The 14,123-nt window shown below is 51.9% G+C and carries 13 protein-coding genes; 11 read left to right on the forward strand and 2 right to left on the reverse strand.

The annotated features are described in order from the left end of the window. Nucleotide 1: 1 nt before the first annotated feature. From FGI04_RS20830 to argD, 10 genes are all read left to right on the forward strand, one after another. A complete protein-coding gene (locus tag FGI04_RS20830) occupies nucleotides 2-1,033 on the forward strand; it encodes a ligand-gated ion channel (protein ID WP_342699264.1) in 1,032 nt (343 codons plus the stop codon). Next, on the forward strand, nucleotides 1,030-2,343 hold the full coding sequence (locus FGI04_RS20835; RefSeq protein WP_342699263.1) for a PDC sensor domain-containing protein: 1,314 nt from the start codon (nucleotides 1,030-1,032) through the stop codon (nucleotides 2,341-2,343). Before FGI04_RS20830 ends, FGI04_RS20835 begins: the two co-directional genes overlap by 4 nt. Further along, a complete protein-coding gene (locus tag FGI04_RS20840; RefSeq protein WP_342699262.1) occupies nucleotides 2,340-3,482 on the forward strand; it encodes an MFS transporter in 1,143 nt (380 codons plus the stop codon). The genes FGI04_RS20835 and FGI04_RS20840 overlap by 4 nt, the downstream gene beginning before the upstream one ends. A 213-nt stretch (nucleotides 3,483-3,695) precedes the next feature. After that, entirely contained in the window at nucleotides 3,696-4,322 is a 627-nt protein-coding gene (locus FGI04_RS20845) for a glycoside hydrolase family 19 protein (RefSeq protein ID WP_342699261.1), read from the forward strand. A 520-nt stretch (nucleotides 4,323-4,842) separates the two neighbouring features. Then, nucleotides 4,843-6,807 (forward strand): PatA/PatG family cyanobactin maturation protease, encoded by a 1,965-nt coding sequence (locus FGI04_RS20850; protein WP_407337201.1) that lies wholly within the window; start codon nucleotides 4,843-4,845, stop codon nucleotides 6,805-6,807. A gap of 106 nt (nucleotides 6,808-6,913) precedes the next feature. Continuing rightward, entirely contained in the window at nucleotides 6,914-7,063 is a 150-nt protein-coding gene (locus FGI04_RS20855; RefSeq protein WP_012886384.1) for a hypothetical protein, read from the forward strand. 287 nt (nucleotides 7,064-7,350) lie between these two features. Beyond that, a complete protein-coding gene (locus FGI04_RS20860; RefSeq protein WP_342699376.1) occupies nucleotides 7,351-7,668 on the forward strand; it encodes a helix-turn-helix domain-containing protein in 318 nt (105 codons plus the stop codon). Between the two features lie 515 nt (nucleotides 7,669-8,183). Beyond that, on the forward strand, nucleotides 8,184-9,389 hold the full coding sequence (locus tag FGI04_RS20865) for a helix-turn-helix domain-containing protein (RefSeq protein ID WP_407337202.1): 1,206 nt from the start codon (nucleotides 8,184-8,186) through the stop codon (nucleotides 9,387-9,389). Nucleotides 9,390-9,628: 239 nt separating this feature from the next. Next, nucleotides 9,629-10,204, forward strand: coding sequence for an aminodeoxychorismate synthase component II (locus FGI04_RS20870; RefSeq protein WP_342699258.1), 576 nt, complete (start codon nucleotides 9,629-9,631; stop codon nucleotides 10,202-10,204). A 133-nt stretch (nucleotides 10,205-10,337) separates the two neighbouring features. Further along, nucleotides 10,338-11,561, forward strand: coding sequence for a bifunctional acetylornithine/succinyldiaminopimelate transaminase (argD, locus tag FGI04_RS20875; protein ID WP_016942972.1), 1,224 nt, complete (start codon nucleotides 10,338-10,340; stop codon nucleotides 11,559-11,561). 101 nt (nucleotides 11,562-11,662) lie between these two features. On the opposite strand, the gene crp is transcribed toward argD, so the two are convergent. Continuing rightward, on the reverse strand, nucleotides 11,663-12,295 hold the full coding sequence (gene crp / locus FGI04_RS20880) for a cAMP-activated global transcriptional regulator CRP (protein WP_012768072.1): 633 nt from the start codon (nucleotides 12,293-12,295) through the stop codon (nucleotides 11,663-11,665). A gap of 329 nt (nucleotides 12,296-12,624) precedes the next feature. Between crp and FGI04_RS20885 the strand changes: the two genes are divergently transcribed. Next, nucleotides 12,625-13,032 (forward strand): OsmC family protein, encoded by a 408-nt coding sequence (locus tag FGI04_RS20885; protein WP_012886369.1) that lies wholly within the window; start codon nucleotides 12,625-12,627, stop codon nucleotides 13,030-13,032. Between the two features lie 99 nt (nucleotides 13,033-13,131). Here the strand turns inward: FGI04_RS20885 and FGI04_RS20890 are convergent, their stop codons facing one another. Beyond that, nucleotides 13,132-14,001, reverse strand: a complete 870-nt coding sequence (locus FGI04_RS20890) for a phosphoribulokinase (RefSeq protein ID WP_012886368.1) — start codon at nucleotides 13,999-14,001, stop codon at nucleotides 13,132-13,134. Between the last annotated feature and the right edge of the window lie 122 nt (nucleotides 14,002-14,123).

A 14,123-nucleotide genomic window follows, 5' to 3' on the forward strand; every position in this document is an offset into this window, starting at 1 on the left:
TATGCGAACGCTATGGGTATGCATCGCAGCGGGGTGTCTGTTTTGGGGTGGGGCGGTGTGGGCGGCGGTGGCGGATAACGCGCCGGATACCCGACCGGTCGATGTGAGCGTGAGTATTTTTATCAATAAAATTTACGGCGTAAACACCCTCGAGCAAACCTACAAGGTGGATGGTTACCTGGTCGCGCAATGGACCGGTAAACCACGCAAAACACCCGGTGACAAACCATTGATCGTTGAAAACAACCAGATCGAGTGGTGGATTAAGAATGGCTTGTGGGTACCGGCACTGGAATTTATCAACGTGGTTGGCAGCCCGGATACCGGTAATAAGCGCCTGATGTTGTTTCCCGATGGCCGGGTTATCTATAACGCCCGCTTCTTGGGCTCGTTCAGTAATGACATGGATTTCCGCCTGTTCCCGTTTGATCACCAACAGTTTGTGCTGGAACTGGAGCCTTTTTCCTATAACAACCAGCAATTGCGCTTCAGCAGCATCCAGGTTTATACCGAAAACATTGATAACGAAGAGATAGACGAGTGGTGGATTCGAGGAAAAGCCGCCACCCATATCAGCGATATTCGTTATGACCATTTGAGCAGTGTGCAGCCCAACCAGAACGAATTTTCCCGTATTACGGTGCAGATAGACGCCGTTCGCAACCCGTCCTACTACCTGTGGAGTTTTATCCTGCCGCTGGGGCTGATTATCGCCGCCTCCTGGAGCGTGTTCTGGCTCGAATCGTTTTCCGAGCGTTTGCAGACCTCGTTCACGCTGATGCTGACGGTGGTGGCCTATGCGTTTTACACCAGCAATATTCTGCCGCGCCTGCCTTATACCACGATCATCGATCAGATGATCATCGCCGGGTATGGCAGCATTTTCGCGGCGATTCTGCTGATTATCTTCGCCCATCATCGTCAGGCGAATGGCATGGAAGATGAGCGATTGATACGCCGCTGCCGTCTGGTTTTTCCGCTCAGCTTTCTGGCGATAGGTGGGATGCTGGTTATTCGGGGGATCACGCTATGAACGTTTCACCTTCACGGGCAGCGCTGGTTGAAGCGTTGTTCGCCAGCCTGATTTTTATCGGCTTGCTGGGGTTTTCGACCTACATGGTTTACCACAAGTCGGTCAATGCGCTGGAACAGGAAATTAAAATCGGCTTGTTGTCGAACGTGCGATCGGCCGCGTCCACCCTGTCTGGCGATGAGCACCAGAACATCACCGCGCGTACCGAGCGTGATGATCCGCTTTACCAGCAACTGGCGATGCAACTGGAGCGTATTCGTCAGGCGTCGCAGGATGTGCGTTACATCTATACCACGATACTTGATCAGGACAAGGTGCGCTTTGTCGTCAACCCCAGTCCGCAAAACGACAATGATGGCGACGGCATCCCCGATCTGCCCCCGGCGTTGATGCAGGTCTATGACAATGCGCCATCGGAACTGGTGGAGGCGCTACGAGAGCATAAAACCGGGGTATCGGAACAACCGTACCGGGACGAATGGGGCGTTTTCATCAGCGCCTACGCGCCTTTTTATGACCGACAGGGGATGTTTCGCGGCGTACTGGCGATGGACCTTGAATTATCGCGTTTTTATCAGCGGTTAGAGGCGCTTAATCAGGTATTTCGTAAGGCCATCATTACCATCCTGTTTCTTGGTTTAGTGGTCGGACTGGCGGTGTGGTGGATGCGGCGCAGCAGCCAGCAGGTACGCAGGCAACTGGCACACCGCGAGCAGGCTTACCAGGCGTTGTTGCACGCCACGTCCCCATTGCAACTGGAACGGTTGTATGACCAGACACTGCCGCTGTTGTTTTTGCGTGGCGGCACCCCTGCCCGCTCACCGCTAGACATGACATCTATCACTCTCTCTGCAGACACCGCCACCGTAGACCCGACGCGGCGGGAAAATCACGGCGCGTTGCAGAGCAATTTATCCGCATGGTGGCAAAACACTGCGCCATCGTTATTGCCCTGCCCGGCATCCGTGCTAACGAAGGTACCCACCGACGCGCTGGAAGCCTATTTCTCATCGGATTATTACCGTGGTTTCTGGTTGCAGAGCTTTCAACTGTGGCGGCAACTGGCGCAGCAGCCGTTGAGGATTGAGGTGCACTTGCAGGAAGAAGCGTTGCTGTACTGGGTGCTGGATATCCTTCTGATACGAACCGGTGAACCGGATAAGGACGAAGACGACAGCGCAGCAGACTGGTGGCGACGTTTTCTGCTCTGGCAGGCAGAGGCCGCATCCGCACACGTGGCTATCCGCTATGTGGAGAAGGGGCAGCTCTGGCTGAGCTGGCGGGTACCTAAATATCCGGAGGCGTTATGATACGGCGGTTATTACCTATCCTATTGATCATACAAACTTTCTTGATTCAACTGGTCTCCGGCATCAATTACGTCACTATCCCGGTGCTGATGAACCTGCAAGGTCATAACAATTTGTGGATAGGCGTGGCGATGGCCTGCGAAATCATTGGCGTACTGCTATTTCATCGGCGATTGAGTCGGCTGATTCAGTGGATAGGGCTGGTGTGGTCAACGCTATTATTGGTGTTGTTGCGAGCCGGTCTGTGCGTCAGCATGGCGTGGCAACAGTTTTATCCCGGCTGGCTGATCAGTATTTTGGGGTACGGGTTGTGCACCGGGATGCAGTTGATCCTGTTGCAGACCTGGCTTAACCAATTGCCACTGCGACGGCGTGGCGTGGTGATGGGGCTGTTTTCAGCCGCGCTGTCATTGGGGGTGGCGTTGGGGCCGGTCTTGTTGCAACTGACGCAGGTATCGATGACACAGCGGTTCTGGCTGACTGCGTTGCTCAGCCTGAGTTCGCTGTTGCTGGTGTGGATTGCCCACATTAATCCGCAGTCGGGGACGGTTTCTGCGGTACGTTTTCGCTTTGTCTGCCGTCATGCCCGCGCCATTCTGGTTTCCGCTTTGGTGGGGGGAGTCAGTTTCTACGGTTTACCTAATTTCCTGACCTTGTATGGCATGAGTGATGGGTTGACGGACGAGCGGGCATCGTTGCTGATGACCATGTTCATGTTGGGCAGCGTGACGCTTGGCATGGCTGTCAGCCTGTTATCGGATTGGGTAAACCGGCAATGGATCGTCGCGTTCTGTATTTTCTGCTCGGTGGTGTGCGCGGTATTTCTGGCACTGGCGGTGTACGCCGACTACGGTGCCACACTGGTGTTGTTGTATCTCTGGGGCGGGAGCATGGGCGGTGTATACAGCATCGGCTTGTCGCTGATTGGTGATCGTTTTCCTCCACAGCAGCAGATGTCTGCCAACATGAGTTACACCATGATGGATTCCCTCGGCGGCATCGCTGGTTTGATTGGCATCGGTTTCATGATGGACCGCATGGGGCCAGAGGGGATGACGATGGTGCTGGTGGTGGTCGGCTGCGCGTTCCTCTGTTATCTGGTGTGGGAATTGGTTGAACACCAAACGCCGTTTCAATAAATACCGCTTCTTGATGCCTGCTCTCGTCGCGGACACAGGAATGTGGCCGTTTTGCTTCGTTGCCCCGGTTGATGACCGGGGCGCAGGCTCATGATGTCCTGATTTCCTCCGATTTTGCTGCATGTTCCCCTGTTTTTTACCGAGATTTCCCCAAGAGAGGGAAGCGTCTTCCTCTGCAAACTGACTGCGTCAAGCCATTGAGGAGGAAACCGAATGACTCTCGAAATTAGTCAGGAAAAGTTAAAAAAGGTAATGACGGCCGCAGGTGCTGACGATCTCGCGCAATTCCAGCCGGCGTTACAGCAGGAATGTAACGCGGCGCAGATCGACACCCCTTTGCGTTTTGCACACTTTATTGCCCAGATTGCGCATGAGAGCAATGAATTGCGCGCTCGGGTGGAGAACCTGAATTACAGCGCCAAAGGGCTGCGCTCGGTGTTTGGGCGGTATTTCACCACGGATGAGATGGCCGCACAGTGTGAACGAAACCCCGAAGCCATCGCCAATATTGTTTATGCCAACCGACTGGGTAATGGTGCGACACAAACCGGTGATGGCTGGAAGTATCGCGGCCGTGGGCTGATTCAACTGACGGGACGGGATAACTATCGTGCCTGTGGAAGCGCCATTGGGCAGGATTTGGTGACCAATCCCGACTTGATTAGCCAGAATCCGGACGTTTCGGTGGCGGCGGCAATTTGGTTTTGGAAAAAGAACGGTCTCAACGAACTGGCCGATCAGGATAATATCAATGGGATCACCCGTAAGATCAATGGCGGCTTGAATGGCCTGGTTGATCGTAAAAACTATCTGGCGAAGGCTAAACGCGTTTTTAACTGATAAACGTGTTTTTAACTAATAAATGTGATGCATGCGGACAATACCGGTGCCAGAGGCCAATTCGGCGAGAAGATGTAGCGCCGGTTTATCTGGAACCGATATTTTCCGTAATGACGTTAACGCCGCGTCTTTTTAAAACGGGGTGTGTTGTTCAATAAGTTTTCAGTATTTTATTGGGCGATTATGGGTAACCCATTGAGTTACCTGGGACTGATAAAACTGATACTAAAGTGATACCAAAATATTCTTTAAGTAAGGCTAGTATGAATTTATTCGTTCAGGATAAATAAATGACACATCGCAGGTCGTTTAAATCATCTGTGACGATGACATTTATTGCGATAGTCTAGTGCGATAGTCGTGTTTGTTGTGTGAAAGTTCTGCGCCAGTTTCAGAGTGAAAGAAAATATAACCGGACAGCATGGTTATCATTCATGTGATAGTAGCGGTTGTTATTCTCTTGCGACTAAAAATGGTCTGAAAATACCGGGAATTTTACATTCCACATTCAGGAAATAGAATGATGATGCACTCGTCGAACACTCGTGATGTATTCGTTGATAATCCACTGTCGGGATTACAGCAATTAGGGATAAATGGAGCGGGAGTGAAAGTCGGTATTATTGATGGTGCCATTGATCATCATCATCCGATATTAAACCATTTAACCATTGAACACCTGGCTGCACAGCAAAATAAAACGACCTCACACGGAACGGCAGTCAGCAGTATTATTGGCGGAAAAGGTGTAGGTATTGCTCCAGCCGTCACTATTTTGAGTATACCTGTATTTCATGAGGATGAGCGGGGGAATATTCATGGCTGTTCTGAACGTACACTGGCAAAAGCGATTCGTGATGCCCGTTTACATGGTTGTCATATTATTAACGTGAGTGGTGCATCATTATCGATAAATGGCCAGGGAACGGATGAATTACGTAAAGCCATTGACGATTGTGAAAAAGAAGGCGTGTTGATTGTTGCCGCTGTCGGTAATGAAGGCCGCAATAGTGAATCATTGCCGGCATCAATGGATTTTGTTCTGGCTGTTGGTGCCTGTGATAAAGAAGGGTTGCCCGCTCCATTTAATAACTATGGGTTGAAACTGAGAAAGAAAATGTTGCTGGCATCTGGTGTATCCATTCCTGTTGCTACGCCGAATTATGATCTGTCAGTTGTCTCTGGCAGCAGTTTTTCTGCCCCGGTGGTATCGGCGATATCGGCATTAATCATGAGGGCAATAAATGTGGCAGGGCATTGTCGTGCGCCACAAATTATTCGGGACCTGCTGTTTACTACAGCGACCCCACTGGTGTTGTCAACGGCAGCTAATCGGGAGTCAGTGATATACCGATTAAATATTCAGAAAGTATTCCGGCAAATAGCACAGGAATTCTCTCACCAACCACCCAAAAGGATCATGACCATGTCAACTGAAGAAAAAAATATTGAGCCTGCCGCTGTGGAGCTGCTGGTTCCCTCGATTATCGATACCCATCAGGAGAGTCAGGATGTGGCGTTGGGCGATGATGCCGTATTGGCGCCCTCCAGCCTGAGTACTGAAGTGAGCGCTCCATCGCGTGACGCTGGCCTGGCGTTACCCAAAATCAGCGACCCGGCGGCTAACCATTATGTGCATGCGCCCGCCCGGCGGATTATGCCGCAGTCTTCTGCGCTGGATGCGCGCACAGTGCGTGATCAGGAAAAGATTTTTGTTATCGGCCAGGTTGGCTATGACTTCGGTACCGAAGCGCGGTTGGATTACTTCACCCAGGTCATGGGAAATAAAAGCGGCTATCCGTTTGATCCGGTGCAAATGGCCGAGCATTTGAATACCGGCGATAACGCGGAGCAATCCAACGCGTTGATCTGGACATTAAAAATCGACGGTATTCCGGTGTACGCCATTAAACCGGATGCACAGTTCGCGGTGCTGGAATACGCCCGTCTGGTGGAGTTCCTGTACGAGCAGGAAACCAAAGGCGTAGAACGTGTTTCCATCGCCGGGATTATCAGCGGTGAAACGCGGCTGTTCAATGGCCAGGTGATTCCGACCATCAGCCCGGTATTACGCGGCATGTTCAACTGGGAATCCCAGGATATTTCGAAAATGCTGATGGGCGAAAGCGCCGTCGGTACGCCGAAATCCAAAGAGCTGATTAACTTCATCAATCGTATTTACTACGAACTGCGTAACCGTGGTTATGAGTCGAATGAGCGTGCGATTAACTATGCGGCCACCAACGCGTATCAGATGAAAGAAATCTTCGATGACGCCTTCGCTGAAGGGTTATTCCTGAACAAAATCAGCGCAGAGCGCAGCCCGGTCAGCCGCCCGGAATCCGATTGCTGGGACGTGGTGCTGGAGTTCTTCAACCCGAAAGAGCGTCTTACCGCTGCCCGCAAACTGTATCGCTACACCATTGACGTCAGCGATGTCATGCCGGTCACCATTGGCACGCTGCGTAGCTGGCATGCCTATTAATACCGGCTTGCCGTTTGTTCTCGGTTTTAAGATTTGCCGCCAGTTGGGGGCATTAACCTGGGGATATCCCCAAAATACGATGTAAATACACTCAAGGAGAAATACCATGAAACTTCCAACCCAAGCACAGAATGTGAACCGCGCTAACCGTGTTGCTGAAGCCAAAGCCTCTGGCGTTAACCCGGCTTTCTGGGGTGAAGCACTGAATCTGCTGAAAAAAGCAGGCCAGGGCGCGCTGAGCGGCGTACTGAGCTAATCGACAATGGTGCATGGCCATATGGCCGTGCACCATTTCTTCACAATAAGAAAAAATACAGTGATGTAATACGGTAATAATTATATTGTCAGAATCAGGGGATATGACGTTCGGTGAATGTACATTATAACGAATTAATAGGTTCGATGGTGGCTCTGCATGATTAGTGTGTATGAATATCAACCCACAGTGAATGAGGGTTGATGTTTAAAGCATGCCATGAAAATAGTGCCATAAAAAGAGCGTATTAATTTTTATTGCAGAGGGGAATGTATGTCTAACAATGGATTTTTCTTGAACACCGCAGTGATCAAAGACCTCAGGCTAAAAAAAAATTAAGTCAGGAGGAATTGTCGGAGCAGAGTCTTGAGTCGAAGTGTTATATTTCTATCTCTACAATAAAAAGAGCTGAGTTGGGCAAGCCTATTTCCAGGCAAACGTTGTGTAAATTTGCGAAATTCTTTGATGTCACGGTGGACAATCTCATCTTACCCTCGCATGAGCGGGTTTCTCGTGACGTGACTCACGATGAGTGTAAATGTATCGCGTTTATTTTTGCCGGGATATATAACATGTTGATCATGAATGAGGCGAATAAGACCTGATTGTAGACATAGAAAATAATATTTTAATGAAGGCCATATTAACCCTCGAATGAGTGTTGTGAGGGTGGGTGATTATAGATAAGCACAGGCATGAACTGTAGCGGTCACGTCACCAATGTTGGCGTTGTGAATTGAATTCGAGTGCCAGCAGGGAAAGCATTTTATTTTTATCCCATGTTCGCGGTGATAATAAATAAAAACAGTAAAGGGATTTACTTTATTTTACCAGGGTGTAGTCAGGACAGTTTTTCGACAGGGTATATCGCTATCACATTTCAGGTTGCTGGTGTATGTATTGACGGGGTCACTCCAGTCACTCACCTGAGTCAGCACCTGGGTAATTGTTGCATCGCTGCTTTTTGGCAACCCGAATTATTGGGGTAGGGATAGTTGTTTTTATGGTTGGAGTAGCGGTTGAAATAAGACGGTAGCGTTGCATAAGCCATACCCGTTCTTATGAAGGAGTACATTGTTGTGAAATGTACGCTGGCAGGAGTTGAATAAAGGATTTTCCCGTGAAAACAGAAAATATACTACCTGGTAAATTAAGAAATATTCCTGCTGAAAAGATCCCTCTGGCGGGTTATTCGGTAGGAAGGCATATTCCTGAGTTCATCTTTTTACCCTCTGCGCTGCGTGGGCAAATCGATCGGTTATTGCTGTCCGGCAGGCCGATTCTGCTGTATGGCGAACCGGGTGCTGATCTGTCTGATATCACCAGCTATATTCGTGCCAGGTTGCTGGCATCACAAGGGCGTTATGTCGAACTCAGCGGCGAGGGTGACCCAACGAAACAGGTGAGGGATATGTTGGCCTCACAGCCTGATGGTCATCGGTTGACGCTGTGCATACCGGGCTTTGACGCCCTGACCGAACAACAACAACAGGCGTTGCTGACACAATTGCAAGATGAACATGCCGGTCGCAATGCGCTGCGGCTGGTATTCGGGTTGATAGCCACGCCGACAGAACGCGGTGCGTTGCCGACACAACCCGGCACACAACTGATGTCGACCTTTGGGTGCCAGCTATTGTCTGTGTCGGCCCTGAAAGGCAAAACGCCGGAGATAGTCGAATTGGTCCACGCGGCCTGGCAGGCGTACCGTCAATCGGTCCGGCAGACATTGCATCCTGACGTGCTGTTTTATCTGCACCATTACGAATGGCCCGGCAATGTCAGGCAATTGTGGCACAGCGTCGCCCGGCTATTAATGCTCAGTGATGATGCTGAGATTAGCCTGACTCAGGCCAGCCGTATTCTGCCGCATATTATCCCCCCAACGGAGCTGGCGCAGAGGGGGGAAGGGCGACGGATTAACCGCTCATTGTGTGACGCGGTACTCAGCCGTGATCAGGACGCGTTACAGCAGTTTCACCCCTCGGTGATCAAAGCGCTGTTGTATCTGGGCGAGCATTTTCAACGTGAAGTGACGCTGATTGAACTGGCGGAGAATTCGCATATCAGTCCGTCGCATCTTTCTTATCTACTCAAGCACAGTCTCGGCTTATCGTTTAAACAGATTCTGAACCAGACCCGCATTTTCTATGCCTGCCAGCGGCTGGAGTGCCACCCCATGAGCCGGATTACCAACCTCTATCTGGATTGCGGCTACGGTGACCTGAGTCATTTTGAAAAGATGTTTAAGCGCTACACCGGTGCCACCCCCATCGAGTTTCGCAAACAGTTCAATCCGATGCTGCTGCGTAATGAAACCGGGTGAGAGCCCGATTGTCGCGGAACACCCCGGTCGTGACTGACCGGGGTTTTTCCATGATGTCGGCAGGTTTTTATCCCCGCTTTCTGCACCACATTTACGTTCTGTACCGATTGTTTCCACCTCGTATCTGGACAACCACCTCTCAACTCTTCAGACTCGGCACATTCATTCGACATCATGCGCGGTCAGCATGATATCGATGACGCACCTGGCGTCATTTATATCCGCTGATCAATAAAAATATGCTGCTACTTATCGATAACTACGACTCCTTTACCTACAACCTGTACCAGTATTTTTGCGAACTGGGTGCGGAGGTGCTGGTCAGGCGTAATGATGTGCTGACGCTGGCGGACATCGAGCGGTTATCGCCGCAACGACTGGTGATTTCTCCCGGCCCTTGTACACCGGATGACGCAGGGATCTCGCTGGCGGCGATTCGCCATTTTGCCGGTCAACTACCGATTCTGGGGGTCTGTCTGGGGCATCAGGCGCTGGGACAGGTATTCGGCGCCCAGGTGGTACGCGCCCGCCAGGTGATGCACGGCAAAACCTCGCCAGTGCGGCATACCGGGCGCGGTGTGTTCGCCGGGTTGGCAAACCCACTCACTGTCACGCGTTACCATTCGCTGGTGCTGGAAAAAAATACGCTACCTGACTGTTTTGAGGTCACAGCCTGGACTGAGCTTGACGGTGATATCGACGAGATCATGGGAATACGTCATCGTTCGTTGCCGCTGGAAGGTGTGCAGTTTCATCCAGAAAGCATCCTCAGCCAGCAAGGGCATCAGCTATTGAAAAATTTCCTTGATTTATAGTCGGATAGCGCAGGGCAGGCCGGGCGTATCGGATTAGTGATTGCCTATTTTTGATTTTTTATGCATATTTATTGATTATATTTTCACTTAAGATCTTCACTCCACACTACGGGATATGACAACGGGGCAGCAAATGGCGACAGAGAAAGCAGCAGTAACACGGGATACTTACGATAAGGTAATTCTTCCGGTTTATGCACCCGCGCAGTTTGTGCCGGTAAAAGGCAAAGGGAGCCGTGTCTGGGATCAGCAGGGCAAAGAATATATCGATTTTTCTGGTGGCATCGCGGTAACCGCGCTGGGACATTGCCATCCGGCGTTGGTGGCGGCGTTGAAAGAGCAGGGTGAAACCCTGTGGCACACCAGCAACGTATTCACCAACGAACCGGCGCTGCGTCTGGCGACCAAACTGATCAACGCCACGTTTGCCGATCGTGTGTTTTTCGCCAACTCTGGTGCAGAAGCCAATGAAGCGGCGTTCAAACTGGCACGGCATTACGCCATTACCCGTCATAGCCCGTACAAAACCAAGATAATTTCGTTTTATCAGTCGTTTCATGGCCGTACCTTGTTTACCGTGTCGGTCGGTGGTCAGCCGAAATATGCCGATGGCTTCGGCCCGAAACCGGCGGATATCGTGCACGTGCCGTTCAACGATTTGGACGCGGTCAAAGCCGTGATGGATGACCACACCTGTGCCGTGGTGCTGGAGCCGATTCAGGGCGAAGGCGGCATTACGCCTGCGACACCGGCTTTCCTCAAGGGGGTGCGTGAGCTGTGCGATCAGTATCAGGCGCTGCTGGTGTTTGATGAAGTGCAGTGTGGTATGGGCCGCAGCGGTAAGCTGTTCTCTTATATGCACTACGGTATCACACCGGATATTCTGACCACCGCGAAAGCGCTGGGCGGCGGCTTCCCGATCAGCGCCATGTTGACCACGGAAGAGATTGCGTCGGTGATGGCAGTCGGGACGCACGGCACCACCTATGGCGGCAACCCGCTGGCTTGCGCGGTGGCGGAAGCGGCGCTGGATGTGATCAATACACCGGAAGTGCTGTCCGGCGTGGTCGATCGCCATGCGCGTTTTGTGTCTGCGCTGGAGCGCATCAACGCCCAGTACGGCATTTTTGATGAAATTCGTGGCATGGGCTTACTGCTAGGCGCACAACTGAAACCGGCCTGGCATGGCCGCGCCCGTGATTTTCTGGCGGCATCGGCAGATCTGGGGTTGATGATTTTGGTGGCGGGGCCGGATGTGATCCGTTTTGTGCCGTCTCTGGTGATCACCCCGGAAGAGATAGACCAGGGGATGGCGCTGTTTGAAAAAGCCGTGGCACAGGTAGTGAAGGGCGCATAAGCCGCGCTTTCCTCTCTACTAAAACGACAAGAGCGTGCCTGGGCACGCTCTTTTTGATCCGGCTGAGTTGGGCCGATGGATGTTGATCCGGTGAATGCGAATCAGCGAGTACCGTATACCACGATGGTTTTACCGTGGGCGGAGATCAGGTTCTGGTCTTCCAGCATTTTCAGAATACGGCCGACAGTTTCGCGGGAACAGCCGACGATTTGGCCGATTTCCTGACGGGTGATCTTAATCTGCATACCATCCGGGTGGGTCATGGCGTCCGGCTGTTTGGCCAGATTAAGCAGGGTTTGCGCGATGCGACCCGTCACGTCGAGGAATGCCAGGTTGCCGACTTTTTGCGAGGTAACCTGCAGACGACGTGCCATCTGTGAGGACAAGCGCATCAGAATGTCCGGGTTGACCTGGATGAGCTGGCGGAATTTTTTATAGGAGATTTCAGCAACTTCACAGGCTGTTTTCGCCCGGACCCACGCACTGCGTTCCTGCCCGTCTTCAAACAAGCCAAGTTCGCCGATAAAATCGCCCTGATTCAGATAAGACAGAATCATTTCCTTGCCTTCTTCATCCTTGATCAGCACGGCAACCGAGCCTTTCACGATGTAGTAAAGCGTCTCTGCTTTTTCACCCTGGTGGATTAGGGTGCTCTTCGATGGGTACTTGTGAATGTGGCAATGAGAAAGGAACCATTCGAGAGTCGGGTCTGTTTGCGGTTTGCCGAGAACCATTCGCTGTTATCCTCTGTTGTTAATTCACTGCGCAAATCACAGGGCTCAGAGTTCCCTGTACGGCGTGATAACATAGTTATAATTCAATTCCGTCCTGGCGGAATGACGTCAGGGAATATACTGAGGCTGTCTATCAGATGACGCCAGTAAGCCGGTGGTGGGTCAGGCATCGACGCAACAACACATGCCGGTTTACGCTTTTGTTTGTAACACAGGTTGAGTGTAGTGTCTTGTGTTGTCTCGCTTCAGCATGATTAAGCTCTGATTATCAGGCTTTTTTGTACATAAGCGATGTAAAATTTCAAAAATAATTGATTGAGGACAAAATTATGCAGGCGCGGGTGAAATGGGTTGAAGGGTTAACATTTCTTGGTGAATCCGCTTCCGGACATCAACTGCTGATGGACGGCAACGCAGGCGATAAAGCGCCCAGCCCGATGGAAATGGTACTGATGGCCGCAGGCGGATGCAGCGCCATCGATGTGGTGTCTATCCTGCAAAAAGGCCGTCATGACGTGGTGGATTGTGAAGTCCGCCTGACGTCTGAACGCCGTGAGGAAGCACCGCGTTTGTTCACCGCCATCAACCTGCATTTTATCGTCACCGGCAAGGGCTTGGGCGATAAAGCCGTGGAGCGTGCGGTGTCGCTGTCAGCCGAAAAATACTGCTCTGTGGCGTTGATGCTGGGAAAAGCCGTGAACATTACCCATAGCCATGAAGTGATCGCGCTGGATTAAGCGCCTGTTCGCGGCGGCGTGTTGTCCTGGCCGCCGCGTCGTTAAGCGCCGGTTCATCGGCGCTTATCATCGGTGCTTATCATCGGTATATTGCCGGTGTCAGTCGATTTTATTGCCTTCCATCAACCGCTGTACCAGCGGCATCATGATCAACTCCATCGCCAGCCCCATTTTGCCACCCGGCACCACCAGCGTATTGATGTGGGAAATGAACGAGCCCTGCAACATGGCCAGCAGGTAGGGGTAATCGATGCGGTCCAGCCCCTGAAAGTGGATCACCACGAAACTTTCGTCCATCGAGGGAATGGCTTTGGCGGCGAACGGGTTAGAGGTATCGACCGTCGGTACGCGCTGGAAGTTGATGTGGGTGCGGGAAAACTGCGGCGTGATATGGGTGATGTAGTCTTCCATCGAGCGCACGACGGAATCCATCACCGCCTCGCGGGAGTGTCCGCGTTCGTTGACGTCACGTACCAGCTTCTGAATCCACTCCAGGTTGACTATCGGCACCACGCCGACCAGCAGGTCGACATGCCGGGCAACATCATGCTGTGCGGTGACCACGCCGCCGTGTAATCCCTCATAGAACAGCAGGTCGGTCGGCTCAGGCATCGGCTCCCAGGGCGTGAAGGTCCCCGGCACCTGATTGTAGGGGATGGCCTCATCATAGGTGTGCAGGTATTTGCGGGTCTGCCCGGTGCCGCTACGACCGTATTCGATAAAGGTGTTTTCCAGTTGGCAGAAGTCATTGGCTTCCGGTCCGAAATAGCTGATGTGACGCCCCAGGTCCCGTGCCTTGCGGATCGCCATATCCATTTCCGGTCGGGTATAGCGGTGATAACTGTCGCCATCCACCAGCGCGGCGCGCAGATTCAGTTGCTGGAAGATCTTGCGAAACGCCAGGCTGGTGGTCGTGGTCCCCGCGCCGCTGGAGCCGGTGACCGCGATAATCGGGTGCTGGTGCGACATGGTGTGTAACCTCCGATGTGTAGGGCAATCTTCGGTGAAGTCATCATTCGATGAGTAAGGGCAATGCCGTGCAGAGCCATCAGGCCATGTTATATCTGATCATTGTTAGCATGTTTATCGCA

The sequence above is a fragment of the Dickeya ananatis genome (assembly GCF_019464615.1).
GTDB lineage: Bacteria > Pseudomonadota > Gammaproteobacteria > Enterobacterales > Enterobacteriaceae > Dickeya > Dickeya oryzae.

Excerpts from the sequence above, each read along its gene's own strand:
- FGI04_RS20830 (WP_342699264.1), top strand. The coding sequence starts at position 2 with ATGCGAACGCTATGGGTATGCATCGCAGCGGGGTGTCTGTTTTGGGGT.
- FGI04_RS20835 (WP_342699263.1), top strand. The coding sequence starts at position 1,030 with ATGAACGTTTCACCTTCACGGGCAGCGCTGGTTGAAGCGTTGTTCGCC.
- FGI04_RS20840 (WP_342699262.1), top strand. The coding sequence starts at position 2,340 with ATGATACGGCGGTTATTACCTATCCTATTGATCATACAAACTTTCTTG.
- FGI04_RS20845 (WP_342699261.1), top strand. The coding sequence starts at position 3,696 with ATGACTCTCGAAATTAGTCAGGAAAAGTTAAAAAAGGTAATGACGGCC.
- FGI04_RS20850 (WP_407337201.1), top strand. The coding sequence starts at position 4,843 with ATGATGATGCACTCGTCGAACACTCGTGATGTATTCGTTGATAATCCA.
- FGI04_RS20855 (WP_012886384.1), top strand. The coding sequence starts at position 6,914 with ATGAAACTTCCAACCCAAGCACAGAATGTGAACCGCGCTAACCGTGTT.
- FGI04_RS20870 (WP_342699258.1), top strand. The coding sequence starts at position 9,629 with ATGCTGCTACTTATCGATAACTACGACTCCTTTACCTACAACCTGTAC.
- argD (WP_016942972.1), top strand. The coding sequence starts at position 10,338 with ATGGCGACAGAGAAAGCAGCAGTAACACGGGATACTTACGATAAGGTA.
- crp (WP_012768072.1), bottom strand. The coding sequence starts at position 12,295 with ATGGTTCTCGGCAAACCGCAAACAGACCCGACTCTCGAATGGTTCCTT.
- FGI04_RS20885 (WP_012886369.1), top strand. The coding sequence starts at position 12,625 with ATGCAGGCGCGGGTGAAATGGGTTGAAGGGTTAACATTTCTTGGTGAA.
- FGI04_RS20890 (WP_012886368.1), bottom strand. The coding sequence starts at position 14,001 with ATGTCGCACCAGCACCCGATTATCGCGGTCACCGGCTCCAGCGGCGCG.